At 72.3% G+C, this 23,794-nt stretch carries 25 protein-coding genes; 11 read left to right on the top strand and 14 right to left on the bottom strand.

From position 1 onward, the window contains the following. Position 1: 1 nt before the first annotated feature. From FHX44_RS01925 to FHX44_RS01940, 4 genes are read right to left on the bottom strand one after another with little or no spacing between them, the layout of a single operon-like run. Positions 2 to 928: a carbohydrate ABC transporter permease gene (locus FHX44_RS01925; protein WP_147253869.1), complete on the bottom strand. Its 927-nt coding sequence runs from the start codon at positions 926 to 928 to the stop codon at positions 2 to 4. Continuing rightward, complete coding sequence (locus tag FHX44_RS01930) at positions 925 to 2,217, bottom strand: ABC transporter substrate-binding protein (RefSeq protein WP_147253870.1); 1,293 nt, start codon at positions 2,215 to 2,217, stop codon at positions 925 to 927. The genes FHX44_RS01925 and FHX44_RS01930 overlap by 4 nt, the downstream gene beginning before the upstream one ends. Before the next feature lie 2 nt (positions 2,218 to 2,219). Further along, on the bottom strand, positions 2,220 to 3,488 hold the full coding sequence (locus FHX44_RS01935) for a cellulase-like family protein (RefSeq protein WP_147253871.1): 1,269 nt from the start codon (positions 3,486 to 3,488) through the stop codon (positions 2,220 to 2,222). Continuing rightward, entirely contained in the window at positions 3,485 to 6,769 is a 3,285-nt protein-coding gene (locus FHX44_RS01940; RefSeq protein ID WP_147253872.1) for a DUF5107 domain-containing protein, read from the bottom strand. Before FHX44_RS01940 ends, FHX44_RS01935 begins: the two co-directional genes overlap by 4 nt. A gap of 103 nt (positions 6,770 to 6,872) precedes the next feature. Between FHX44_RS01940 and FHX44_RS01945 the strand changes: the two genes are divergently transcribed. From FHX44_RS01945 to FHX44_RS01955, 3 genes are read left to right on the top strand one after another with little or no spacing between them, the layout of a single operon-like run. Next, positions 6,873 to 7,751, top strand: a complete 879-nt coding sequence (locus tag FHX44_RS01945) for an AraC family transcriptional regulator (protein ID WP_170308734.1) — start codon at positions 6,873 to 6,875, stop codon at positions 7,749 to 7,751. 51 nt (positions 7,752 to 7,802) lie between these two features. Further along, entirely contained in the window at positions 7,803 to 8,012 is a 210-nt protein-coding gene (locus FHX44_RS01950; protein ID WP_147253873.1) for a hypothetical protein, read from the top strand. A gap of 8 nt (positions 8,013 to 8,020) precedes the next feature. Beyond that, a complete protein-coding gene (locus FHX44_RS01955) occupies positions 8,021 to 8,449 on the top strand; it encodes a type II toxin-antitoxin system VapC family toxin (protein WP_147253874.1) in 429 nt (142 codons plus the stop codon). Between the two features lie 183 nt (positions 8,450 to 8,632). On the opposite strand, the gene FHX44_RS01960 is transcribed toward FHX44_RS01955, so the two are convergent. Genes FHX44_RS01960 through FHX44_RS01970 form a run of 3 tightly spaced genes read right to left on the bottom strand, consistent with a single transcriptional unit; the run spans position 8,633 to position 12,131 of the window. Beyond that, positions 8,633 to 10,174 (bottom strand): biotin/lipoyl-binding protein, encoded by a 1,542-nt coding sequence (locus FHX44_RS01960; RefSeq protein WP_147253875.1) that lies wholly within the window; start codon positions 10,172 to 10,174, stop codon positions 8,633 to 8,635. Next, positions 10,171 to 11,394 (bottom strand): ABC transporter permease, encoded by a 1,224-nt coding sequence (locus tag FHX44_RS01965; protein WP_147253876.1) that lies wholly within the window; start codon positions 11,392 to 11,394, stop codon positions 10,171 to 10,173. Before FHX44_RS01965 ends, FHX44_RS01960 begins: the two co-directional genes overlap by 4 nt. Further along, the gene (locus FHX44_RS01970; protein WP_147260864.1) at positions 11,391 to 12,131 is read right to left on the bottom strand and encodes an ABC transporter ATP-binding protein; all 741 of its coding nucleotides are present in this window, start codon (positions 12,129 to 12,131) and stop codon (positions 11,391 to 11,393) included. Before FHX44_RS01970 ends, FHX44_RS01965 begins: the two co-directional genes overlap by 4 nt. A gap of 427 nt (positions 12,132 to 12,558) precedes the next feature. Between FHX44_RS01970 and FHX44_RS01975 the strand changes: the two genes are divergently transcribed. The 5 genes from FHX44_RS01975 (at position 12,559) to lepB (ending at position 14,731) form a co-directional block, all read left to right on the top strand. After that, positions 12,559 to 12,828: a hypothetical protein gene (locus FHX44_RS01975; protein WP_147253877.1), complete on the top strand. Its 270-nt coding sequence runs from the start codon at positions 12,559 to 12,561 to the stop codon at positions 12,826 to 12,828. A 267-nt stretch (positions 12,829 to 13,095) separates the two neighbouring features. Further along, positions 13,096 to 13,368, top strand: a complete 273-nt coding sequence (locus FHX44_RS01980; RefSeq protein WP_147253878.1) for a hypothetical protein — start codon at positions 13,096 to 13,098, stop codon at positions 13,366 to 13,368. Positions 13,369 to 13,383: 15 nt separating this feature from the next. After that, entirely contained in the window at positions 13,384 to 13,635 is a 252-nt protein-coding gene (locus FHX44_RS01985; RefSeq protein ID WP_147253879.1) for a hypothetical protein, read from the top strand. 46 nt (positions 13,636 to 13,681) lie between these two features. Then, a complete protein-coding gene (locus FHX44_RS01990) occupies positions 13,682 to 13,915 on the top strand; it encodes a hypothetical protein (RefSeq protein ID WP_147253880.1) in 234 nt (77 codons plus the stop codon). A gap of 66 nt (positions 13,916 to 13,981) precedes the next feature. Continuing rightward, on the top strand, positions 13,982 to 14,731 hold the full coding sequence (lepB, locus tag FHX44_RS01995) for a signal peptidase I (RefSeq protein WP_147253881.1): 750 nt from the start codon (positions 13,982 to 13,984) through the stop codon (positions 14,729 to 14,731). Positions 14,732 to 14,741: 10 nt separating this feature from the next. Here the strand turns inward: lepB and map are convergent, their stop codons facing one another. The 4 genes from map to FHX44_RS02015 form a co-directional block, all read right to left on the bottom strand. Next, positions 14,742 to 15,599, bottom strand: coding sequence for a type I methionyl aminopeptidase (gene map / locus FHX44_RS02000; RefSeq protein ID WP_147253882.1), 858 nt, complete (start codon positions 15,597 to 15,599; stop codon positions 14,742 to 14,744). Positions 15,600 to 15,639: 40 nt separating this feature from the next. Next, the gene (locus FHX44_RS02005) at positions 15,640 to 16,020 is read right to left on the bottom strand and encodes a DUF3054 domain-containing protein (protein WP_147253883.1); all 381 of its coding nucleotides are present in this window, start codon (positions 16,018 to 16,020) and stop codon (positions 15,640 to 15,642) included. 42 nt (positions 16,021 to 16,062) lie between these two features. After that, a complete protein-coding gene (locus FHX44_RS02010; RefSeq protein ID WP_246170158.1) occupies positions 16,063 to 17,895 on the bottom strand; it encodes a penicillin-binding transpeptidase domain-containing protein in 1,833 nt (610 codons plus the stop codon). 133 nt (positions 17,896 to 18,028) lie between these two features. Then, positions 18,029 to 18,679, bottom strand: a complete 651-nt coding sequence (locus FHX44_RS02015) for a class I SAM-dependent methyltransferase (RefSeq protein ID WP_147253884.1) — start codon at positions 18,677 to 18,679, stop codon at positions 18,029 to 18,031. On the opposite strand from FHX44_RS02015, the gene FHX44_RS02020 reads away from it, so the two are divergent. The 3 genes from FHX44_RS02020 (at position 18,678) to FHX44_RS02030 (ending at position 21,073) form a co-directional block, all read left to right on the top strand. Next, positions 18,678 to 19,169, top strand: a complete 492-nt coding sequence (locus FHX44_RS02020) for a helix-turn-helix domain-containing protein (RefSeq protein ID WP_170308735.1) — start codon at positions 18,678 to 18,680, stop codon at positions 19,167 to 19,169. The two genes, FHX44_RS02015 and FHX44_RS02020, sit on opposite strands and share 2 nt — an antisense overlap. Positions 19,170 to 19,241: 72 nt before the next feature. Next, positions 19,242 to 19,790 (top strand): dTDP-4-dehydrorhamnose 3,5-epimerase, encoded by a 549-nt coding sequence (gene rfbC / locus FHX44_RS02025; RefSeq protein ID WP_147253886.1) that lies wholly within the window; start codon positions 19,242 to 19,244, stop codon positions 19,788 to 19,790. Beyond that, positions 19,790 to 21,073: an NAD(P)H-dependent oxidoreductase gene (locus FHX44_RS02030; RefSeq protein WP_147253887.1), complete on the top strand. Its 1,284-nt coding sequence runs from the start codon at positions 19,790 to 19,792 to the stop codon at positions 21,071 to 21,073. The genes rfbC and FHX44_RS02030 overlap by 1 nt, the downstream gene beginning before the upstream one ends. 83 nt (positions 21,074 to 21,156) lie before the next feature. On the opposite strand, the gene FHX44_RS02035 is transcribed toward FHX44_RS02030, so the two are convergent. The 3 genes from FHX44_RS02035 to FHX44_RS02050 form a co-directional block, all read right to left on the bottom strand. Next, entirely contained in the window at positions 21,157 to 21,591 is a 435-nt protein-coding gene (locus FHX44_RS02035) for a DoxX family protein (protein WP_246170159.1), read from the bottom strand. Between the two features lie 83 nt (positions 21,592 to 21,674). Then, a complete protein-coding gene (locus tag FHX44_RS02040; RefSeq protein WP_147253888.1) occupies positions 21,675 to 22,451 on the bottom strand; it encodes a TetR/AcrR family transcriptional regulator in 777 nt (258 codons plus the stop codon). Between the two features lie 350 nt (positions 22,452 to 22,801). Next, complete coding sequence (locus tag FHX44_RS02050; RefSeq protein ID WP_147253889.1) at positions 22,802 to 23,731, bottom strand: LysR family transcriptional regulator; 930 nt, start codon at positions 23,729 to 23,731, stop codon at positions 22,802 to 22,804. Positions 23,732 to 23,794: the final 63 nt, after the last annotated feature.

Consider the following 23,794-nt stretch of genomic DNA (forward strand, 5'->3'; position numbering starts at 1 on the left):
GTCAGACCTCCTCCGTCCGGGCCTGGCGCACCAGGTAGGTGATGATGAACGCGATCGCCAGCACGAAGATCACCACGGCGATCGCGGAGCCGTAGCCGAGGTTCACCAGCGTGAACCCCTGCTGGTACATGTAGGTCGACAGCAGCTGCGTGGTGTTGTACGGCCCGCCGCGGGTCATCGCCCACACGATGTCGAACGTGCGCAGCGAGTCGATCACCGTGACCGCGAAGACCACCGTGTTGACGCCGCGCAGCTGCGGCATGACGACCTTCCAGAACCGCTGCCACGCGTTGGCTCCGTCGACGGCGGCGGCCTCCTCCAGGCTCGGGTCGCAGCCCTTCAGCCCGGCGAGGTAGAGCACCATGATGTAGCCGACCTGCCGCCACACGGCCGCGATGAGCACGGCGTAGAGCGCGGTGTCGGGGTTGGCGAGCCACTGCTGCTGCAGACTGCCCAGCCCGACCGCGCCCAGCCCGACGTCGATCGGCCCGCCGGGCTGGTACATGACCCGCCAGAACAGGCCGGTCACGGCCAGGGAGATGACCATCGGCAGGTAGATCGCGCTGCGGTAGATCCCGACGCCGCGGCCGGGCCGGTTGAGCGCGACGGCGAGCGCGAGCCCACCGATCACCGACAGCCCGCCGAACCCGATCGCCCAGATCACGTTGTTGTGCAGGGCCGTGATGAAGACCGGGTCGGCGAACAGGCGCTCGTAGTTCTCGAACCCGACCGGCCGCGCGGCCCCGACGCCGTTCCACGAGGTGAACGACAGCGAGAAGCTGTTCATGGCGGGCCAGAACACCCAGAACAGCTCGACGGCGAGCGGCAGCAGCAGGAACGCCCACACCAGCGGCGGCACGCGCCGCCGCCTGCCCTGCCGCGGTGGGGCACCCGCCTTCTGCACGGGGGCGTCCTGCACGGCGGTCATGACGAGAAGACCTGCTGGGCGGCCGCCTGCCAGTCGCGCAGGTGCGCCGGGATGTCGGTGGGGTCGGCGATGAACCGGGTGAGCGCGGCGTCGGCGGTGGTCTGGAGGGCGTCGCTAGAGTCGCGGTTGAAGAACTGCGTGATCTCCTCGGTGTTGTTGAGGAGCTGAATGCCCTTCTGCACGAGGGGGCTGAAGCCGGAGGTGTCGACGTCCGGCGAGGTCGGCAGGTTGGACGAGCCGGACTTGGTGATGTACTCCTGCTGCTTCTCGGGCGAGGCGAGGTAGGACAGCAGCGCCTTCGCCCCTTCGGGGTTGTCGCTGCGGGCCGCCGCGAAGTACCCGTCGGTGGGTGCCTCCTCGGCGCTCGGCACCGACGGGTTGATCGGCGGCACGGAGAAGAAGTCCAGGTCGTCGCGCTGGTCCTCCGGGAAGTACTGGGTGACGAACGCGCCGACGAGGTACATCGCGGCCTCGTTGTTCACCATCGGTGTGACGGCCTGCTGGGAGTCCCACGAGGTCTGGTTCGGGTGGAAGTACGGGATGAGCCGCCGGTACTCCTCCAGCACGGCGACCACCTCGGGGTCGGTGAACGAGCGCTGCCCGGCCAGCAGCGCGCGGTGGTAGTCGGCGCCGTTGATCCGCAGGTTCAGGTAGTCGAACCAGCCCGACGCCATCCACGCGGTGCTGCCGATCCCGTTGGTGAGCGGGTGGATGCCGCGAGCCTTCAGCTGGTCGCAGAGCGCGATGAACCCGTCCCACGTGGTCGGCGGTTCGACGCCCCACGAGGCGAACGCCGACTTCTTGTAGAAGACCGACCACCAGTAGTAGCTGGTCGGCACGAAGATCGCCTGGCCGCCCGCCGACGTCGAGAGCGACCTCAGGGCGTCCGAGAAACGGGCACATGCGCCGTCACCGGTCCACAGGTCGGACAGGTCCATCAGCAGGCCCTCGGCCGCGTAGGAGTTCGCGACCGACCCGGCGTACCAGGTGAGCACGTCCGGCGGGGTCGCCGACGACAGGTAGGTCGACAGCTGCGCCCGGAACTGCTCGGTGGCCACCGCGTTGAGCGTGACCGGCGCACCGGCGCCCTGGTACGCGGCCACGATCTCCTCGAGCGCGGCTTTAGGGGCGGTGTCCTGGATCGAGGACTGCAGGGTGATCGTGGCCGACGCCTGCCCGCCGCCCGCCTCGCCGCCGCCCGAGCCCACGCACGATGCGAGCAGGGGCACGCTGCCCAGGCTCGCGGCCCCGAGCAGGAAACGACGACGGGACAGCTCCATTGCTGTCATGACTACCTCCGTGATCCTGTGGTGAAGAGGGAGTTGCACTCCTGCTGCAGGGCGACGTCCGCCCACATCGGGTGCTGGGGTGCGGCGTTGGAGCACACGACCGTGCCCCATGCCCCGCGCTCGCGGGCGTAGCGCACGGCGTCGCGGCAGATCTGGGCCCCGACCGGGCCCTCCTCGAACGTGCCGTGCAGCGGCGTGTAGCCGACCCAGCCCTCGCCGAGGACGAGCGGCACGCCGTGCGCGGCCGCCCAGTCCGCGGCGACGTCGAGCCACAGCCGCAGCTTCTCGTCCATCGCGACGCGGTGCTCGCCGTAGTGGTCGTAGAGCCACCGGTCGAACGCCGCCGGGTCGGTCCAGTCGTGGACGTAGACCTCACACGCCTTGATGATCATCGCGTCGAGCCGCCAGCGGTACTCGGCGGGCACCGTCCACTCCGCCACCGGCGGGGCGCCGGGGCGCAGCAGCTGCGCGTTCGCGGCCTCCTGCGCGAACTCCTCGACCGGGCCGCGCAGGCCGAACTCGTCGATCAGCGCGCCCAGGACGCCGTAGATGTAGGGGTGCACGACGAGCACGTCGATGTTCTCCGGGATCCCGCGCATGCTCGCGTGCGGCACCCCGCCGTAGTTGACGGTGCACGGCCGGTCCGGGTGGCGCGCCTTGAACGCGTCGACGGCCTTCTCCAGCGACGGCCGCAGCTCGACGACCGCGTGCGCGCGTTCCATCCCCTCGGTGAGGTGCCCGATCTGCACCTCGTTGTGGATCTCGGTGAACGCGACGCGGTCGTCGAGGCCCTCGGCGACGAGCAGGTCGATCAGGTCGGCGTGCGCGGCCGCGAGGCGCTCGGGCCGCTCGCCGGGCGGCACCGCGCGCAGCGCGTCCCACCAGGCGGGCTCGGCGGCGAACGCGGAACTCTGCTGGTACTCCCAGGACGAGATGATCACGTAGCAGTCGTGCCGGCGCGCGGCCCGGAACAGCTCCAGCAGGTGTGCGCGGGCGTCGATCGTGGTCGGGGCCTTCACGTCGTACCAGCGCAGGCCCTGTCCGTAGTCCCCGCCGAGCCGCTCCAGCCGCAGCGCCGAGGTGTCGAGGCCCGAGCCGAACAGCAGGAACGGCATCGCGCAGATCCGCACGGTGTTGTAGCCGCGCTCGACGGCCTGGGCGAAGGCCGCGTCGAGGTCCTCGAACGGCTCGCCCGGCCCGGTCCGCACGTACCAGGAGAAGTCCCACAGGGTGATCGTCAGGCGTTCGGGCAGGTGGGCGGGGAGTGTCATCTGGCCTCCTCCAGGAGGGGGTGCAGGGCGCCGGCGAGCTCCAGCGCCTCCAGGTGGTGCGGGTCGTCGTGGAGCAGCACGTCGAGGCGCGCGCGGGCCCGGTCGGGGGCGCCGTCGAGGACGTCGAGCTGCGCGCGGAGGAACTCCACGCGACGCCGGCGCGCCTGCGTCGGATCCTCGGCGAACAGCAGCATCGACGGCAGCGACGTCGCGAAGTAGTCGACGGTCGCCGGCGCGGCGTCGAGGGCGTCGACCCACAGGCGCAACGAGTCCGTGCGGCGCACGGCCTCGGCGTCGCGACCGAGCCGGCGCAGGGCGAGCACAGAGGAGTAGGTGGCCTCGGAGTGCGGGTCGGCGGACATGGCGAGGAAGTCACCGTCGCGGGCGGCGAGCTCCCACGCGGCGCGCGCGGCGTCGGCGTCCCCCGCAGCGGCGAGGGCGTCTCCGCGCAGCAACTGCAGGGCGGCGGTGCTGGCCAGGGGGTGGCGGGCCTCGCCGAGGGAGGCGGGCGGGTCGAGCGCGGCGTCGATCGCCGCCACCGCGCTCGCGCCGGGGCGGGCAGCCGCCAGCCGGCACAGCCGGTCCCACGCCCGCAGCACCTCGCCCTCGCCGCCCTCCCACGGCTGGAACGTGCGGCCGAGCAGCAGCGCACGCGCCTCTTCCAGCCGGCCGGCCGTGAGCAGCAGGTGCGCCAGCGCGACGGTGGCGTCGTCGCGGGTCTCGACGAGCCCGCGCACGTCCTGCAGCCGGTCCAGCCGCCGCTCCGGCGGCACGCCGCGCCGGGCGTCGAGCTGGTCGCTCTCGAAGACGAGCCGGGCATCGGGTCCGGCGACCGCGAGCGCGCGGTCGTACGCGGCGCGCGCCTCGTCGGCGTCGCCGAGGTGGTTCCAGGCCGCGAGGCCGAGGTTGCGCCACACCACGGGGTCGGACGGGTCCAGCGATGCGCTCGCCCGCCAGGCCGCGATCGCGTCGGCGGGGCGGCCCACCGCGTAGCGCCAGTGGCCGAGCAGGGCGAGGGCGCGCGCGTCGGCGGGATCCGCGCGCTCCAGCACGGCGACGTCGTCGAGGCGGGACGGGAAACACCAGGTCGCGTCCGCGGTACCGGTGACATCCTCCCCCAGGTCGCCGCGGTGGTACTCGATCAGCGGGCCGGCCGCGGTCTGCCCGAGCGGGCGATGGGCCTCGCGTTCCGCGGCGACGCCGAGCACGCGCAGCGCGGCCTCGGTCTCACCGACGCCCGCGTACTCGAGCGCGACGTCCAGGCAGGTCTGGGCGTCGGTGGTGAGCGGGTGGCCGGCGAGGTCGCGGCTCCACCAGTCGAGGGGGTCGAGCGCGAGCGTGTCGCGGACGAGCGCGTCCGCCTCCTCGTGGCGGCCGGTGCGGCGCAGCAGCAGCGCCGTGAGCGCGCGGGCCTGCAGGTGCTCCGGCTCGGCGCGCCGGACGTCCGCCAGGCGGTCGAGCGCGGCGGCGTCGCGGCCTTCGGCGGCGTCGAGCCGGGCCATCCGGTAGCCGGCGGGCGCGCGCCAGGCCCGCGCCCACGACGCCGCCGCGTACCGGGCGTACGCCTCGCCGGCGCGGCCCTGCCGCTCGAGCACCAGCCCGAGCAGGTAGAGCGCCGTGGTGTCGGCGGGGTTCGCGTTGAGCGCCGTGAGCCGGTCGACGGCCGCGGTCAGCAGCGCCTCGGCCTCGGCGAACTCCGCACGCCGGTACGCCCGGCCGGCCAGCCCGACGCAGCTCGCCAGGTGCCCGGGGTCGCGCCGGATGGCCTCGCGCCAGTACGGCTCGGGCGAGCGGGTGGCGTGCCGGTACTGCTCCAGGTGGGCGCCGATCAGCGCGAGCTCCTCGACCGACGCCACGTCCTGCGGCGCAGGGGGCTCGGTGGCCGGGACGACGTCCGGGGCGTCCGGCACCCGCGAGTCCCAGGTGACGAGCTCCGCGTCACCGTGCAGCACCCGCAGCAGGAGCCGCTCGGGCACGTCCAGGGCGATCCGCGAGCGGTGCGGCGCCCCGGGAGCGACGTCCGCGCCGACCTCGGCCAGCACGGCGCCCGACGCGTCCTCCAGGCGGATCCGGCAACCCGGCCGCTCCGCCGTCACCGCGAGCCCGACCCGCACGCCGTCCGGCTCGACGTCCACCCGCACCGCGGCGTCGACGGTGGCGGCGTGCACCGGGCCGATCTCCTGGATCGGGTACCAGACCTGCGAGAACACCTTCGTCTCGCCCGGTGCGATGAACGAGAAGTCGGGCTGGTTGTCGGTGAACACCCCGGCCATCAGCTCGACGTAGGCGGCGCCGTCGTCGCTGAGGTTGCGGTCCCACGCGTGCCCGAACGCGGCGTTGCCCCACGTCCACTGCTTCTTGCCGACGGCGGTGTACGGGTCGGCGACGTGCACGAACCCGGCCCGTGCGGCGTGGTCGTACCCGCCGAAGAAGCCCTCGCGGCTGCCGCACATGTACGACGTGGGGACGGGGATGTTGCGGTACCAGTCGAGGCGGTCGCCGCCGGTCGCGCGCCGGGCCGGGTAGTCGATCCCGTAGTACGGGCGGTCGGCGGCCGGGAACGCGGTGACGGCGCGCTTGGCGTGGTCGGCGACCACGCGGACGTCCCGGGGGAAGAACGATTGGTACTCGTCGTGGACGCGGGCGGCGACGTTCGCCCACCACAGGAAGGTCTGCGTGAGCTCGCTGCGGTTGTAGAGCCGCACCCGCAGCTCGACGGTCGCCCGGTCCGGCCGCAGCCGGACACCGTGCATCCCCTTCATGCGCGCGAACGGGTCGTGGTCGGAGCACCAGACGGTGACCGACCCGTCCGGCTCCTGCTCGATCTCGACGTCGGTGGGCAGGAACGTGGCCGGGCGGTGGTGCTGCGGCCAGTTGAACTCCACCCCGCCCGCGATCCACGGGCCGGCCAGCCCCACGAGGGCGGGCTTGATCACGCGGTTGCGGTAGAAGAAGTCGTAGCCCGCGCTGCGGTCGTACCCGACGTGGATGCGCCCGCCGAGCTCGGGCAGCACCATGATCCGCAGCCAGCGATTCTCCAGGTGGACCGCGTCCCACTCGTGCGGCGCGCCGGTCGCGCTGATCCGGTCGTGGAACGGCAGCGGGTACACCCGGCCCGACGAACCCTGGTAGACGCGGCGGTCCAGGTAGGCGGGGTAACGATCGGGCGGCTCGGGCAGGTAGCTGTCGATCGTCACGCGCTCCCGCCACGCGGCAACTCCCGCGTCCGCCAGTGCGGCGGGCCGGTCCGGGAGCTGCAGCCGGGACTCTCCTTCGAGCACGCCGCGACGCTACGAGCGCCGCCTACACGAGGGGTATGGGCGATTCGACCGAGATACCTGGACGATTCGACGACGATCCGACGACGCCGCCTAGGCTGAACCCGTGTTCCTGCCCGACGGCTTCCCCGGCCAGCGGCTGCGCGTGCTCCCCCGGCCGCTGGTCGCCTCGGCCCTGCGCAGGCCGCCGACGTCGGGGCTGCTCGTCACCGACGCCGGCTACTTCCCGCGCGCGGCGAACCACGGCCGACGTCGGGCGGAAGGCGCGCCGGAGGCGATCGTGATCGTCTGCGTCGACGGCTACGGCCGCTGCGAGGCGGGTGGCCGCACGACGACGTTGGGGCCGGGGCACGCGCTCGTGCTGCCGCCGGGCAGGCCGCACGTCTACATCGCCGACCCGGAACGCCCATGGACGATCTGGTGGCTGCACGCGGCCGGCACGCAGGTGCCGGAGCTGCTGTCGGTCATCGCACCGGACGGGCGGGAGACCCTCGTCGAGCTGCACGACGCGTACCGCGCCGTCGCGACCATCGACGACGCCATCGCCTGCTTCGAGCGCGACGAGACGCTCCCCAGCCTGATCTCGGCGGCCGGGGCCGGGTGGGCGCTGCTCGCCCAGCTGGCCGCCGACGTGGCGGCGGGCGGCCCGCAGCGCACGGAGCCGGTCCGCCAGGCGCAGGACTACCTGCGCCGCAACTTCGCCAAGCCGCTCAGCGTGGCCGAGCTCGCGCGCACGGCGGGCCTGTCCCCATCGCACTTCTCGGCGCTCTTCCGCGCGGCCACGGGCGGCGGCGTGGTCGAGTACACCAAGCGGCTGCGGATGGCCCGGGCCCGGGAGCTGCTGATCACCTCGTCCCGGGACATCGGGGACATCGCCGAGGCCGTCGGCTACACCGACGCCTTCTACTTCTCGAGACAGTTCCGCACCGTGCACGGGTGCAGCCCGAGCGAGTACCGGAGCGAACACCGTCAGGGAGGAGGCTGATGACCGGCCGCCCCGGGTCTCGAGCTCCGGACGTACTGGGATACTGAGCTGGTGACCGCCAAGGAACGGCTGCGCGAGATCGTCGAATCGCTCGATGACGAGCAGGCCGAGCGCGCCCTGAGTGCGCTCGCCGCGCTCGATGCCGTTCCCGTCCAGCGGTCCGCCCGGCCCCAGCCACGCTCACTGGGCCATGGCGCGAGTGGGCGCCGCGAACTCTCCGAGAAGGTCGATGAAATCCTCGCGGACGGCTTCGGCCGGTAGCCGACGACGTGATCATCGTCGACACGAATGTTCTCGTGGCGCTCACCGATCGGGACGACCAGCACCACGCGCTATGCCGAAGCTGGCTCGGAACAACGGAATCTCCACTGCTCGTACCGTCCACGGTACTGGCCGAGGCTTGCTACTTGATCGACAGAGAGCTCGGGCCGGAGACGGAAGCAGCGTTCCTCGACGATGTCGGCACGAGCCCCGACTATCCCTACAGGCTCGTGGAGCTCGTGAACTCGGATCTTCGCCGGATGGCTGAACTGGTCCGTCAGTACGCGGACCGGCGGCTCGGCGGCACGGACGCATCGGTCGTCGCCATCGCCGAGCGCGTCGGGGCGACCACTGTCGCCACTCTGAACCGGCGCGACTTCGACAATCTCAGGCCGAAGCACGCCGCAGCGCTCGATATCGTTCCGGCGCGACGGTAGAGCAGTCGCCCGCTACGGCAGCGTAGGGATCTCCGGCCCTCTGCCGTGACCAGCACCGGGTGCTTCAACTGCGCAGCACGGTCCGCTCCACCCTTCGCCCGGCAATTCCTCACGGTGCACGGGTGCAGCCCGAGCGACTACCGGGCCGCCCGCCGGGAGGGCAGACCGAAGGCCGTGTCACCTTCACCCGCCGGGCGCGACCAGGACCTGTTGGCCCTCGCGCAGCCCGCCGACGACCTGCGTGACGCTGTCGCCCGCGAGGCCGAGCTCGACCTGGACCTGCCGCTGCGCGCCGTCGGGCTCCAGCACCGTGACGATGCCGCTGCCCCCGCTCTGCATGAGCGCGCCGTTCGGTATGGCGAGGGTGTCGTCACGGTGGTCCACCACGACGTTGGCGGACGCCGTCAGGCCGTCCCTCAGCCGGGGGTCGAGCTCGTTGAGCACGATCACGGCGTAGTAGCTCGTGACGCCCCGGATGTCCGTGGCGGTCGGCGCGATGCTCGCGACCCTGCCGGATCGGGTCAGGTCGGGGATGGCGTCGAAGGTCGCCTCGACCGCCTGGTTCGGCTGGACGAGCGCCGCGTCGGTCTCGGCGAACGGCGCGACGATCCGGAAGCTCTGGACGTCGCCGAGCACGATGAACGCCGAGCCGCCGGGCCGCTCGTTCTCGTTGCCGGCCTGTTCGCTCGACGACACCGCGGAGCCGCGCTCCGGCAGCGGGACGGTGCCGCCCGGCGCGAGCGGGGTGGTTCCCGAGCCGCCGCCGAGGAACTCGCCGACCACACCGTTGATGCTCGCGACCTTGCCTGCGACGGGCGAGCGCAGGATCGTGTCCTCCACCGTGCGCCGTGCCAGGTCGACCTCGGCCTGCAGCTGCGCGACCACCGCGGCCTGCTCGTCGATGTCGTGCGGGCGGTCGCCGCGGGCGCCTTCTGCCTCGTTCTTCGCGGCCTCCAGCTCGCGGCGGGCGTTCTCGATCGCCAGGTCCTGCTCGGCCCGGTCGACCCGCCGCTGGTTCTCGGCCCTCTCGAGGGCCGCCTCGCTGGCGCGCACCTGGCGCTCGGCCTGCTCGACCTCGGCTTCCTTCTCCGCGGCGACATCGCAGTCCTCGGCCTGCCTGCCCCGCCCGGAGAGCGGGATGAGCGGCTCGTCCCGTCCGTCGTCCCGCTCGGCGGCCCTGCGGTCAGCGGCGGTGCACGAGCGCCGGTGCCCCCGGGTCCGGGCCTTGGTGTCGTGCAGGACCTCCTTGTCGAGCTCCAGCTGCCGCTCCGCCTCCTCGACGGCCGACGCGTTGGCGTCGTCGACCGCCTCGGCCCGTTCCTTCGTGGCCTTCAGGACCGCGCCCGCCCGTTCGACGTCGTCCTCCGCGGCGTTCACCTGGTTCCCGCCCCGGATCCGGGCCAGCACCGCCTGCTCCTGCGCCAGCTGCGCCTCGGCCGCCGCGAGGTCCTGGCGCGCCGAGAAGTCGTCGAGCCGGGCCAGGATCTGCCCCGGCTCGACCTGCTGCCCGACGGCGACGTTGACCTCCACGAGCTTGCCGCCTTCGGGGAATCCGACGTTCTGCTCCGTGATGGCCTGCAGGGAACCGGTGGCGGTGACGGTCGACGTCACGCTCGTCCGGGTCACCTTCACCGTGAGCGGTTCGGACTCCGCACTGGTACACCCGGCCAGCAGCAGCACGAGTGCCGCGGCGGCGAGGCGACGGACGGCGGTTCGGGTGGTCATTCGTACCTCAACGCTTCGATGGGGCGGAGTCGGGCGGCCCGCTTCGCGGGATACGCCCCGAAGAACAGGCCGATGCAGAGGCTGACGCTGAACGCGAGGAACACCGACGGGATCGACAGCTGGGGCGGGGCGAAGTCGCCGAACGCGGCGCCGAACCACTCGCCGAGCAGGCACAGCCCCACCCCGAGGACGACACCGACCGATCCGCCGATACCCGACAGCACGGTCGACTCGACGAGGAACTGTTCGAGCACGGTCCGGCGCCGGGCACCGAGCGCCTTGCGGAGACCGATCTCCCGGGTCCGCTCGGTGACCGTCACCAGCATGATGTTCATGACGCCGATCCCGCCGACGAGCAGCGCGATCGCGGCGATGGATGCGAGGAAGATCGTGAAGACCGCGGTGACCTCGCCGTACTGCTCGAGGAGGTCGAGGTTCGAGCGGACCTCGAAGTCCTTCTGGGTGGGGTCGTCGATCCGGTGGGACTTCATGAGGACCCGGGTGATCTTGGTCATCGCCGCGGGCACGGCGTCCTGGCCGGTGGCCTGCACCACGACCTGGTCCACGCGGTCGTCCGCCCCGCCGTCGACCAGGTAGGTGCGCGCCGCCGTGATCGGCATGACCGCGACGTCGTCCTGCTGCCCGTTGGGCTCCAGCACGCCCACGACCTCGAACGTCTGCGACCCGATGCGCACCTGCTGGCCGAGCGCCGTCGCGGGGATGCCTGCGAAGAGCTCCCGGACCGGGTGGGGTCCGAGCACCACCACGCGCGCGCGGGTGCGGACCTGGGACTCGGTGAAGAACTTCCCGGCTTCGATCGTCCGGTTGAGCGCGGCGGGGTAGTCCTGCGACGAGCCGACGATGCTGGTGCGCCAGGTGCCGTACTGCCCTTTCAGAACGGCGCTCGCCTGCTTCACCGGCGTCACCGTGACGAACCGCGGGGTCTCGTTGGACTCGCGCAACGCCTCGACGTCCCGGTCCGTGAGCGGTTGGCTCTGACCGCCCTCCGACACGCTGCCCCTGGCCTGGAAGACGCCGATCAGGTTCGTGCCCAGCGCCTCCAGCTGGGAGTTCAGCCGCGCGGACGTGCCGTTGCCGAGCGCGACGAGCAGGATGACCGCGGCGACGCCGATCATGATCCCGAGCATGGTCAGCAGCGACCGCAGGCCGTTGGCGCGCAGGCCGCGCCACGCCATGACGATCGCCAGGCGGAGCGTCATGCGCCGGCCTCCGCCGGCTCCTCGAACGCCGGGATCTCGCGGGTGACATCCCGCGAGACGTCGGCGAAGTCGGTGCGGTCGTCGCTGACGATCCGCCCGTCGCGCAGCCGCACCACGCGGCGGGCGTACGCGGCGATCTCCTCCTCGTGCGTGATGAGCACGACGGTCCGGCCGGCATCTGACAGCCGCCCCAGCATCTCGGCGATCTCGTGGCTGGCCCCGGTGTCGAGGTTCCCGGTCGGTTCGTCGGCCAGGAGCATGGTCGGGCGCGTGACCAGCGCGCGGGCGATGGCCACCCGCTGCTGCTGCCCGCCGGAGAGCTGGTTGGGCAGGTGGGTGGCGCGGTCGGCGAGCCCGACCTCCTCCAGCGCCCGCAGGGCCCGGCTCCTGCGCGCCCGGTGGTTGCCGTACACCAGCGGCAGCTCGACGTTGTCCAGCGCCGTGGTTCGCGGCAGGAGGTTGTACGACTGGAAGACGAGCCCGATCTTGCGGTTGCGGATCGCGGCGAGCTCGTCGTCGCTCATCCCCGAGACGTCGATCCCGTCGAGCAGGTAGCGACCCTCGGTCGGGACGTCGAGGCAGCCGAGGATGTTCATCATCGTGCTCTTGCCGGACCCGGACGGACCCATGATCGCCACGAAGTCGCCCTCGTCGACGGTGAGCTCGATGCCGTGGAGCGCGCGTACCTCGGCCTCCCCGGCACGGTAGCTCTTGCCGACACCCTCGAGCTTGATCATCGGGTCGCGGATCACCTTCCTCAGGCGCACGGACACACCGCCGGACGGCGCGGGGAAACCCGTACCCGCGCCGCCTCTGGACGGTGGTGCAACGAAGCCCCACGAGCGCTGTTACGTCATTCCCCATAGGTTCACCCGGCCGAGGCGCTATGGCCGCGGACGAACACACTCCGCGTTCGAATTCACCCGGTGAGCACCGCCGACGGCGCCACCCGGTGAATCACACGAATGTGAGACGAACGATTTGTCAGTGCCTCGGTGGAACCACTCGATCATCACTCGACGTGTTCGAAATCAGACGGGGCAACTCATCCGGGTGGGATGAGGGGCATAGCGTGCCGCACCACTGGACAGGCGTGGATGGGCGGACTACTCCTTTGGTCCGTGCGGAACGAACCGCGTTCCGCCAATCAACAAGGAGAGCAAGATGCTTCGTAAGACCCGTGTCGTGTCCGCTGCAGCTGCTTTTGCTCTGACGGGGGCGGCACTGTTCGGTGGGGCTGCAATGGCCGGTGGCGGCCACGGCCACGACGACTACGTCGGTGGCGCCGGCGGTGCCGGCGGCGACGCAAGCTCGCAGTGCCTGATCCCGATCGGGGTGTCGCTCGGCGCACTGGTCGGCAACGGCGGCGACGTCTCGCAGTGCAACGCGGGCGGCGGCGCCGGTGGCGCCGGCGGTGCGGGCGCCGACTACTGATCCCCATCTCACCTGCGTAATGGCAGTGCAGGCCCCCGGGCTCGTCGGGGGCCTGCACCACCGTCCAGGGTAACTCCTCCTCCCGGCGTCGACCGACCAGATCCGTCGCGACGCCGTCGCGGCATGTTCCGGCTCCGGAACATGCCGGCTCCCGGCGCTCGGACCCGCGCACGACCGGTGCGACGGGTCCGCGCGGCCGGGCCCCTTCGCACCACTCATCGACAGTCTCCCCCACCATTACCGCATTGAAAGGAATCAGGCACCGAAATGAACGTTTCTGCTCGAAGGAGCGCGATCGCGCTGGCCGCATTCGCGATGGTCGGCTCGACGCTGTTCGGCGGCGCCGCACTCGCCGGCGGCTACGGGCACGACAGCACGGAGTACACCGGTGGACCGAGCGGTCCCGGCGGCGAAGCAAATTCGCAGTGCCTGATCCCGATCGGCATCTCACTGGGCATTCTCGGCGAGGGTGGCGACGTTTCCCAGTGCAATGCCAACGGGGGCGTGGGCGGCACCGGCGGCGCCGGTGCGGAATACTGAGTGACGGTGTCGAGCGTGTCCGAGAACAGCGCGCGTCCCTTTCGCCGAGCGGCAGTCGGATTCGCCGCGACGGTCCTCGTCGGGGCCGGTCTCGCGGCCTCGGTCGGGCTGGCCCACGCCGGGGACGAACCCGACCGGGTCGGCGCGCCCGGCGGGGACGGCCAGGACGTCACCTGCACGTCCCACTACCCGCCGCCCATGAACGTGCCCTTCTGCAACGTGGTGGGCGAGGACGGCGACGACGGCGCGGCGGGGACGACGCGGTGAGGGCGGGAACGAAGATCGCCTTCCGGACCCAGGAGGAGGTGCGCTCGTGAAGCGCCACATGTCCGGCATCGCCGCCGCGGCCGCTGCCGTGGCCGTGTCCGTCACGGTGTTCGGCGGTGCGGCCCAGGCCGGCGACCCGGAGTTCCGCGACGGCGCGCCCGGCCGCCCGGGTACGGGAACCGCCACCTGCCGCTATCTGCCGCCGCCGCAGGACGACTTCATCCAGTGCACGTCATCCGGCGGCCAGGGCGGCGCCGGTGGTTCGGCCGTCGATTACTGATCTGCCCGATCAGGCCCCGGGTGCGGTGCGCCGCGCCCGGGGCCCGGGTCCACGAGGGGAGCAACCGTGTTCGGCTGGTCGAGCCGCCAGGCGGGAAGCAGCGACGTGGCCGAGGTCGGCGAACCTCGTTCCGATGACCAGGCCGCGCCGCCGCGTGAGCGGACGGGGCGGCGGTTGCGGCGCGGCCCGGTGCTGGTCCTCGTCGCGCTGCTGGTGCTGGCGCTCCTCCCGGTGCTCGTCGCGCGGATCTACGTCATCCCGTCCGGTTCGATGGAGCGGACGCTGCACGGCTGTCCCGGCTGCGACAACGACCGCGTCCTGGTCGACAAGGTGACCTACCGGTTCTCCGCCCCGGAGCCGGGCGACGTCGTGGTGTTCACCCTCCCGGACAGCTGGACCAGCAGTGAGCTGCAGGTCCCGTCCGGCAGCGGCAACCCGGTCCTGGACGCCGTGCGCCGGATCGGCGCCCTCGCGGGGCTGACCTCCCACACTGCGGACGAGACCGTGTACGTCAAGCGCGTGATCGCGGTCGGCGGGCAGACCGTGGCCTGCTGCGACCAGCGCAACCGGATCATCGTCGACGGCGTCACCGTGGACGAGCCCTACCTCTACTTCCTGCCTGAGGCAGGACCTCTGCGGCAGGCCGCGTTCGGGCCCGCCCGCGTCCCCGACGGCGAGCTGTGGGTGATGGGCGACAGCCGCAACGACTCGGTCGACTCGCGAGCCGTCGGCAACGGCCCGGTCCCGCTCTCGCAGGTCATCGGCAAGGCCATGTTCGTGGTGTGGCCGTTCGACCGCATCGGCTGGATCCGCTGACCCTCACCGGTCACGGCAGCGTGAGGATCTCCACCCCGTCGGTCGTGACCAGCACCGTGTGCTCGAACTGAGCGGTACGGGCACGGTCCTTCGTGACGACGGTCCAGCCGTCGTCCCAGATGTCGTAGTCGATCGTGCCGAGGGTGATCATCGGCTCGATCGTGAACGTCATGCCCGGCTCCAGCACGGTGTCGACGCTCGGCTCGTCGTAGTGCAGCACGACGAGGCCGCTGTGGAACGAACGGCCGATGCCGTGGCCGGTGAAGTCGCGGACCACGCCGTAGCCGAACCGCTTGGCGTAGGACTCGATCACCCGCCCGATCACGTTCAGCTCGCGGCCGGGGCGCACCGCCTTGATCGCCCGCATCGTGGCCTCGCGGGTGCGCTCGACGAGGAGGCGGTCCTCCTCGCTCACGTTCCCGGCGAGGAACGTGGCGTTCGTGTCGCCGTGGACGCCGCCGATGTAGGCGGTGACGTCGATGTTGACGATGTCGCCGTCCTGGATGACGGTGGAGTCCGGGATGCCGTGGCAGATCACCTCGTTGAGGCTGGTGCAGCACGACTTGGGGAAGCCCTTGTAGCCCAGCGTGGACGGGTAGGCGTCGTGGGCGACGAGGAACTCGTGCACCACGCGGTCGACCTCGTCGGTGGTGACGCCCGGCGCCACCGCCCTCCCGCCGACCTCGAGCGCCTGCGCGGCGATCTTCGCGGCCACCCGCATGCGCTCGACCACGTCGGGCGTCTGCACCCACGGGTCCGAGCTGCGCTCGGGACGCTTCTTGCCGACGTACTCCGGGCGGGCGATGTGCGCGGGCACCGGCCGGGTCGGCGACACGGTGCCGGGGGTGAGCAGGGTGCGGGCGGGCATGCCGCCAGTCTATGCAGGCGCCGGACGGCGCTCCCCGCGCTCAGTGCAGCGCGCGCTGGCGGGCCCGCATCGACACCGCGGACGAGAGCGCCCGCCACCCCAGCATCAGGACGGCGAGTGAGACGGCGGTGACCACGGCGAAGCTCGGCGGGAGGCTCCAGGTGAAGCCCGCACGCACGAGCAACCCGATGACGGCCGTGCCCGCCCAGACGGCGAGCGCGGCGCGCACGCCGACGGGATTGGCGCGCACCACCGGCATGGACCACATCACCACGACGCCGAGGAGGAAGGGCGCCGCCGTGCCGAGCAGACCGAGCAGGTCGTCGGGCTCCCCGTGGCTCATCCGGCCGATGGCGGCGAACACCACGACGGCGACGAGATCGGCCACGATCGCGAGCGCGGATACCCGCCAGGACGACATGGCATCCAGCGTAAGCGCCCAGGCAAGACCGCCGTTAGTGAATCAGCCGATCGCGGACAGGAACCGCTCGGCGACCTGCACCGCGGGCACCGACGATGCGCCGTCGACGACCAGAACGGCGAAGGCCACATCGCCCCGGTAGCCCATGAACCAGCCGTGTGCCCGGCCGTCGGCGGTGAACTCCGCTGTGCCGGTCTTGCCGTAGACCTCCCCCAGACCGGCGAGGGCGGTGGCGGTGCCTTCCGTGACGACCGCCCGCATCATCGTGCGCAGCTGGTCCAACTCGGCCGGGGCGGGCGTGGTGGCGGGCACCAGCACCTGGGTGGGGCGGTCCCGGATGAGCTGGGGCACCACGGGCCCGCCGCGGGCCACCACGGCAGCGGCGAGCGCGACGCCGAACGGGCTCGCGAGCACCTGCCCCTGCCCGAACCCGTTCTCGGCGCGCAGGACCTCCTCCGTGGACGCGGGCACGGAGCCGGTGATGGTGACGATGCCGGGGACGGCGTAGTCCGCACCGAGCCCGAGCCGCAGTGCGGCCGCCGGCAGGGCGGCGGGGTCGAGCTGCGTCGCGAGCTGCGCGAACGTGGTGTTGCACGAGCGGGCGAAGGCCGTGCGCAGCGGCACCGTGCCGAGTTCGAACCGGCCCGCGTTGGGCACGACCCGCCCGCCGATCACCGTGGTGCCCGGGCACGGCACCGGCGTGTCGACGGTGACGCCGTCCTCCGCCATCGCGGCCGTGGCCGTGGCCACCTTGAAGGTGGATCCCGGCGGGTACCGGCCGGTGAGGGCGAGCGGGCCCTCGACGTCGGCCGCGGGGTTCTGCGCCACGGCCAGCACGTCGCCGGTGGACACCGAGACCGCCACGAGCATCGCCTGCTGCACGACCGGCTCGACGGCGTCCTCGGCTGCGGACTGCATCGCGCGGTCCATCCCCACCGCCACCGTGGTGCCCGACTGCGGTGGCTGCTCGGCCAGCGTGCGGACGGTGCTGCCGCTGCCGTCGACGATCAGGACCGACCAGCCGGGCACCCCCTCCAGCTGCTCGATGGCCTCGTCGCGGACGCCGGTGAGCACCTGCCGCCCGAAGTCGGAGTTCGGCGCGAGCAGGCGTTCCGAGGTGGTGAACCGCACGCCGGGCAGGTGGTGGATGGCGTTCTTGACCTGGGCGTAGTCGGTCTCGCGCAGCACGGCGACCGTGTAGGCCTGCCCGTCGGGCGTGCGCGCGGCCCCGTCGGTGATGGAGGCCTGCGTGATCCGGGGGTCGAACGGGGAGAGGGCGGCGGCGAGGGCGCCCGTGACGGCCGGCAGGTCGCCGGTGGCCCGCCGGTCCAGCAGAACGGCGACGACCGAGGTGGCCGCGAGCAGCGGTGCGCCGCTCCGGTCGACCACCGGGGCGGGCGACGGTGCCTCGGTGCGCAGCGCGAGCCGCTGCCCGGCCGCCAGGTCGGGATGGACCACGGTGGGCGCCCAGTGCACGCGCCAGCTCTCCTCGGTGTCGGGCGCGGGGCGCAGCTCCAGCTCGCCGAGGTATTTCCAGCTGCGCTGCCTGCCGAGCTGCCAGGTGACGTCCACGGCCGCCGTGGCCTCGTCGGCGGACGTCCGCACCTGGCCGAGGGTGGCCGTGAGGCTCTCCGGGGCGAGGGCTTTGCGCGCGCCGGCGAGCAGCTCTCCCGCGCGCGCCGGGTCGTCGGTGAGGGAGGCGGCGCGCGCGTCGTCACCCGCCGACCACGCGGCGAGGAACGCCGCGGCCGTGTCCTCCGGCCCGGTGTCGCGGAAGAGCCCGCAACCCGCCGTGACGATCAGGACGCCGAGCGCGGCGGCGAGGGCGGTGATCGCGCGGGCAGTGATCGCGCGGGACGCGCGGGCGGGCGGCACGGGCCGAGTATGCCGAGCAGCCCCGGCGCGGCCCGGAGGGACACGGCGGGACCGCGGACGCGAGTCGCGGTCTGCGTGTACGCGAGTCGCGGGCTCACCGGGTCCGGCGGGGCGAGGCGCGCAGGGCGCCGGGCTACCCAGGCGGGACGGGGGGCCCGGCCGGGGAGGTGCGGGCCTCGAAGACCGTGCACCGGCGGGTCTGGGTGCGGCGGACCTCGGGGAAGCGGGCTCGCAGGGCGTCCTCGATGCGCTGCAGCCGGTCCTCGGGCAGCACGAGCCCCCGGGTCAGGCGGGACGACCGCTCCCCGCCGTGCCAGCTCAGCACGAGCCGTCCGCCGGGGCGCAGGACACGGTGCAGCTCGCCCACCCCGGCGTCCAGGTCGGGCCAGATCGCCACGTTGTTCACGCCCACGACGACGTCGACGGCGCTGTCGGGCAATCCGGTCGCGCCCGCATCACCCGGCCGCACGTCGAGCCGCCCGGCCGCGATGGCGTTCGCGTGCGCGCGGATCGCGAGCGCACGCATCTCGCGCGAGGGGTCCACGCCGACGACGTGCCGGGCGGTGCGGGCGAGCATGCCCAGCAAGACGCCGGGCCCGTGGCCGATCTCGAGGACGTCCAGCTCGTCGAGCGGCCCCAGCAGCTGTGCGATCTCGCGCTGCTGGGCCCGGTTGAGCAGTCGCATGAGCTGCCCGCCGAGCGTGCCGAGGCGCCCCGCCGGCAGCGCGGCGAAGGAGTTCGGCGCCGTGCCGGTGGTCCATGCCGGTGGTATCGATGCAGCCATGTCGTCCACGGTGGATGCTCAACCGCCCTCGAAGTCAACCCCCGTCGGCATCGGGGAGGCGGCGCGCCGGTTGGGCCTCGCGCCGTCGGCCATCCGTTTCTACGAGGCCGAGGGCCTGCTCGACCCGCCCCGTGGCCCGGACGGCCGGCGCCGGTACGGGCCGGCGGAACTTCGGGTGCTGGCTTTCATCGCGGTCGGTCGCGACCTCGGGCTCGGCGTCGCCGGCATCCGGGACGCGCTGCACCCCGGGCCCGGCGGCTGGGCCGCGGCCGTCGACTCCCAGATCGCCCTGCTGGACGAGCAGATCGCGCGGGCCGAGCGGGCGAAGGAGATCCTGCTCGCCGGGCGCGACTGCCCCGCTCCGGAGCCGGTACGCGACTGCGCCTACCTGCGCGCCGCCCTCGACGCACTGGCGGCCGGCTCCCCGCTGCCACCGCCCGGCCCCGACCTCCATCGATTCGGTAACGCGCCCGCCGACGGTGACGGATGAAAGGGCATCACCCGCCCGGTCTAGTCTCTGGGCGGACCTGAAGGACCACGTGAAGAGGACGAGCCTCCCGACATGCAGATCCACACCACCCCGCTCCCCGGCTCGGCACTGGTCGACCTGAAGCTCCTGGAGGACGACCGCGGCTTCTTCGCCCGGGCCTTCTGCCGGCAGGAGTTCATCGACGCGGGCCTCGAGCCCCTGGTGGAGCAGGCCAACATCTCGTTCAACCACAAGGCGGGCACGCTGCGCGGGTTCCACTACCAGCTGGAGCCGAACGCGGAGACCAAGTTCATCCGCTGCTACCGGGGCGCGATCTGGGACGTGATCGTCGACCTGCGCCCCGAGTCGCCCACCTACCTCGAGTGGTTCGGCGCCGAGCTCACCGAGGACAACCGCACGGCGATGTACGTGCCGCGCAACTTCGCGCACGCCTACATCACGCTCACCGACAAGGCCGAGGTCATGTACCAGGTGAGCACCGCGTACACCCCGGGTGCCGAGCGCGGCCTCCGGTGGGACGACCCGGCGATCGGCGTCGAGTGGCCGATCCCGCCCGCGGTCATCTCGGAGAAGGACGCCGCCTGGCCGCTGCTGTCCGAGGTCTCGGTGGAGGCCCGCTGATGCTGATCCTGGACACCGCACTCGCCCGCCGCGAGGCCGAGGACCGCCCGATCCGCGTCGGCATGATCGGTGCCGGGTTCATGGGCCGCGGCCTGGCCAACCAGATCGTCAACTCGGTGCCGGGCATGCGACTGGTCGCGATCGCCAACCGCACCCTGGCCAACGCCGAACGCGCCTACGCCGAGGCCGGTGTCGAGCCGGTGCGCGTGGAAAACGCCGACCAGCTCGACGCGGCCATCGAGAACGGCTCCCCCGCCGTGTGCGAGGACGCGTTCGAGCTGCTCAAGGCCGTGCACCTGGACTGCGTCGTCGACGTCACCGGCGCGGTCGAGTTCGGCGCGAAGGTCACCGTCGCGGCCATCGAGCGCGGCCTGCCGGTCGTCACGATGAACGCCGAACTGGACGGCACCGTCGGCCCGCTGCTCGCCCACCGCGCCCGCGCGGCCGGCGTGGTCCTCACCGGCTGCGACGGCGACCAGCCGGGCGTGCAGGCCAACCTGATGCGGTTCGTCAAGGGCCTGGGCGTCACCCCGCTGGTGGCGGGCAACATCAAGGGCCTGCAGGACGAGTACCGGACACCGACGACGCAGAAGGCGTTCGCCGAGCGCTGGGGCCAGGACCCGTACATGGTCACGAGCTTCGCCGACGGCACGAAGATCTCCTTCGAACAGGCGATCGTGGCCAACGCGTTCGGTCTCACCGTCCCGAAGCGTGGCATGAACGGCTGGGACCACGAGGGCCACGTCGACGAGCTCACCGACCGCTACGACGTCGACCGGCTGCGCGAGCTGGGCGGCGTCGTCGACTACGTGGTGAAGTCCAAGCCGAGCCCCGGCGTGTTCGTGCTCGGCACGCACGACGACCCGAAGCAGCGCCACTACCTGGAGCTCTACAAGCTGGGCAAGGGCCCGCTGTACAGCTTCTACACGCCCTACCACCTCTGCCACTTCGAGGTGCCCAACTCGGTGGTGCGCGCCGTCGACTTCGCTGACGCGGCCCTCGCGCCGCCCGCGGGCCCGCGCGTCGACGTGGTGGCCACCGCCAAGCAGGACCTCAAGGCCGGTCACACCCTCGACGGGCTCGGCGGCTACGACACATACGGCGTTGCCGAGGCCACCCCGGTCACCCGGGCCGAGAACCTGCTGCCGATGGGCGTGGCCGAGGGCTGCGTGCTCAAGCGCGACGTCGCGAAGGACGAGGCCCTGACCTACGCCGACGTCACCGTTCCCCCCGGCCGGCTGGTGGACCAGCTGCGCGAGGAGCAGGAGAAGCTCTTCGCCTGAGCAGTTCTGACCGATGTCAGCAAAGTGGCTTTACTGCCGTGTCACAGCAGTAAAGCCACTCTGCTGACGTTCGGGGGCGCCCGTCAGACCGATGCCGTCGTACGGCGACCTGCCAGGGCGTTGTCCACGCTGTAGCGGCCTGCGCCCACCGCGGCGAGCACCAGCGCCAGCGCGCCGATCACGCCGACGAGCTCCCACCCGCCGTCGCTCGCCATGACGCCGTTCCCGATGTGGACGAGCAGTGCGGCGCCCAGCATGTCCAGCACGACGAGGACGCCCACGAGGGCGGTCGCCGCGCCGACCAGGATCAGCGCGCCGCCGACCAGCTCGACGATGCCCGCGTACGCCGCGGAGACCGGCGCCAGCGGGACACCCATCCGGCCGAAGCCCTCTGCGGTGGCACCGAGACCGTTGGTCACCACCTTCTGCCAGCCGTGCGCGATGAGCACGACACCGAGCAGCAGTCGGGCCACCAGTAGTGCGCCGTCCCGGACGGTGGGGGGCAGCGAACGGATCACGGCAACGTCTCCTCGATGTAGGTGAGCGTTGAACAGTTGCGCGTTCATCTTAGGCGAGCCTTTGTGATGACGCGGTGTGATGCCTAGCTGCCAGCGACCCGCCTGCGTTCGATCAGGACCCCCAGCCCGTCCAGCACGCGCTGGAGCCCGAACTCGAAGTGGTCGAACATCGAGTTGAAGGCGCCCGCCTCGCCGACCTTCGTGAGCATCGGCAGCTCACCGGCCACCACGGCGGGCCCCACGTACTCGGACTGGATCTCCCACCACTCCTCGTCGCTGATGCCCGTGCGGTCGGCCGCCTGCATCGCCTCGATGGTGGTCTTCGCCAGCCCGGCGACGAACGAGCTGAGCGCGACGACGGCACCGAGCATCTCCTCCTCGGTGAGGCCGATGCCGTCGACGGCACGCAGGGCGATGTCGGTGGAGCGCATCGAGTTGGGCCCGAGCATCGGGCGCCCCTGGGCGATCTGCAGCATCCAGGGATGACGCAGGTAGAGCGCCCATTCCTGGCGCCCGCATGCCTCCAGCCGCTCGCGCCAGCCGCCCTCGACGGTCTCCGGGGCCCCGAGGTCCTCGCTGTAGACCTCGTCGACCATGAGGTCCACGAGCTCGGACTTGCCCGGCACGTACCGGTAGAGCGACATGGCGCCGACGCCGAGCGCGCCCGCGATGCGCCGCATGGACAGCGCGACCAGTCCCTCGGCATCGGCCAGTTCGATCGCCGCCTGCACGATCGCGGCGACCGAGAGGCCGGGCTTCGGCCCGCGGGTCGGCTCGGGCGCGCCGCCCCACATCAACTGCAGGCTGCGCCGGACGGCCGCGCCGCCGTCAGACCGATCAGCCGTCTCGTCTCGTGACATTGCCGGAAATCCTAAAATTGAGTACGTAGTACGAATTGAGAAGTACAGTGTACACAATAGGTGATTCCTCGTAATGCTCGGGCATCACGCAGTGTTCGCGGAAGCCCTGGCGAGCGATTCGACACCGAGCAGGCGGTGCAGGGCTTCGACCTGGCCGTTCCGGAGGACACCGGCTGCGGGCTCCTCGGCCCCGACGGGGCCGGAAAGGCGACTGCGGTGGGTGGCGCGCGCCGGTACCCGCCCTACGCCTTCCGCCCGACGGCGCCGAACTCGTCCACGGGGACGACCGTCCCGACCTCGCTCGATCGCGGAACGTCCCCCGCTGCTCACGCAGCGGACCCTAGCCGCAGTCACTGGTTCGCGGGCCGCGACCGCGGATCGTGTCGAGTCTCCTCGGCGGACGCGGCGGCCCGCAAGTGCTCGGCGAGCGCCGCGACCGCGGGCGACGGCCCGGCCTTCGCGCCCCAGGCGAGCAGGTGGCGGCGGCGCGCCCACGGGTCCTTCAGCTCGCACACGTCCAGTCGGGGGTCGCCGTCGACCGCGCGGCGCGGCGCGATGGCCAGTCCCACGCCCGCGGCCGCGAGGGCGACGAGAACGCCGATGTCGCCGACGCTGGTGCGGTGGCGCGCGGCGGGCGCGTGCGGACCGAGGTTCTTCTCGATCCAGCGGCGCAGCGAGGAGTCCGCGTCCAGCCCGACCAGCGGGTGCTCGGCGACCTCGCGATAGGTCACCGCGGTCCGCCCCGCGAGGATCCCGCCTGCCTGCCCGACCACCACGAGGGAGTCGTCGCCCAGGGGTTCCGTGCGGACGTCGCCGTCGCCCGCCTCGTTGTCGATGACGACTCCGAGGTCGGCCGCGCCGTCGGCGAGCTCCCGCACGGTGCGCGGGGTGCGGCTCTCGACGACGTCGACGTCGATGTCGGGGTGCGCGCGGAGGAACGTGATCAGCGCCTGCGGCACGAGCCGGTGCATCGCGGATCCGCCCGCCAGCAGCGTCAGCGGCGCTGTCGGTGGCCCGCTGTAGCTCCCGACCGCGCTTTCGAGCCGCGCGGCGTGGGTGAGGACGTCGCGGGCGTGGCGGGCCAGGGTGGTCCCCGCCGGCGTGGGCCGCACCCCCCGCCGTCCGCGGACCAGCAGCGCCACTCCGGTGTGGTGCTCGAGGGCCCGCACCCTCGCGCTGGCCGAAGGCAGGCTGAGGTGCATCCGGCGTGCGCCTGCCGTGATCGAGCCCTCTGCCACGACGTGCAGGAAGAGGCGCAGGTCGTCCAGGTCGTAGCGCACCCCGTCAGCCTAAGGCTGGGCCTGAGGCTGGCTCCGTCGATTGCGCATTGTGGGGGCGCGTCC

Origin of the sequence: Pseudonocardia hierapolitana, from assembly GCF_007994075.1 — a bacterium.
GTDB classification, from domain to species: Bacteria; Actinomycetota; Actinomycetes; order Mycobacteriales; family Pseudonocardiaceae; genus Pseudonocardia; species Pseudonocardia hierapolitana.

What these genes read in the sequence shown, in the direction of transcription:
- FHX44_RS01960 (WP_147253875.1), bottom strand. Translation starts at nt 10,174, where the DNA reads ATGACCACCCGAACCGCCGTCCGTCGCCTCGCCGCCGCGGCACTCGTG.
- FHX44_RS02020 (WP_170308735.1), top strand. Translation starts at nt 18,678, where the DNA reads ATGTCGTCCACGGTGGATGCTCAACCGCCCTCGAAGTCAACCCCCGTC.
- FHX44_RS02040 (WP_147253888.1), bottom strand. Translation starts at nt 22,451, where the DNA reads ATGTCACGAGACGAGACGGCTGATCGGTCTGACGGCGGCGCGGCCGTC.
- FHX44_RS01975 (WP_147253877.1), top strand. Translation starts at nt 12,559, where the DNA reads ATGCTTCGTAAGACCCGTGTCGTGTCCGCTGCAGCTGCTTTTGCTCTG.
- map (WP_147253882.1), bottom strand. Translation starts at nt 15,599, where the DNA reads ATGCCCGCCCGCACCCTGCTCACCCCCGGCACCGTGTCGCCGACCCGG.
- rfbC (WP_147253886.1), top strand. Translation starts at nt 19,242, where the DNA reads ATGCAGATCCACACCACCCCGCTCCCCGGCTCGGCACTGGTCGACCTG.
- FHX44_RS01925 (WP_147253869.1), bottom strand. Translation starts at nt 928, where the DNA reads ATGACCGCCGTGCAGGACGCCCCCGTGCAGAAGGCGGGTGCCCCACCG.
- FHX44_RS01965 (WP_147253876.1), bottom strand. Translation starts at nt 11,394, where the DNA reads ATGACGCTCCGCCTGGCGATCGTCATGGCGTGGCGCGGCCTGCGCGCC.
- FHX44_RS01935 (WP_147253871.1), bottom strand. Translation starts at nt 3,488, where the DNA reads ATGACACTCCCCGCCCACCTGCCCGAACGCCTGACGATCACCCTGTGG.
- FHX44_RS02030 (WP_147253887.1), top strand. Translation starts at nt 19,790, where the DNA reads ATGCTGATCCTGGACACCGCACTCGCCCGCCGCGAGGCCGAGGACCGC.
- FHX44_RS01930 (WP_147253870.1), bottom strand. Translation starts at nt 2,217, where the DNA reads ATGACAGCAATGGAGCTGTCCCGTCGTCGTTTCCTGCTCGGGGCCGCG.
- FHX44_RS02005 (WP_147253883.1), bottom strand. Translation starts at nt 16,020, where the DNA reads ATGTCGTCCTGGCGGGTATCCGCGCTCGCGATCGTGGCCGATCTCGTC.
- FHX44_RS01980 (WP_147253878.1), top strand. Translation starts at nt 13,096, where the DNA reads ATGAACGTTTCTGCTCGAAGGAGCGCGATCGCGCTGGCCGCATTCGCG.
- FHX44_RS01970 (WP_147260864.1), bottom strand. Translation starts at nt 12,131, where the DNA reads ATGATCAAGCTCGAGGGTGTCGGCAAGAGCTACCGTGCCGGGGAGGCC.
- FHX44_RS02015 (WP_147253884.1), bottom strand. Translation starts at nt 18,679, where the DNA reads ATGGCTGCATCGATACCACCGGCATGGACCACCGGCACGGCGCCGAAC.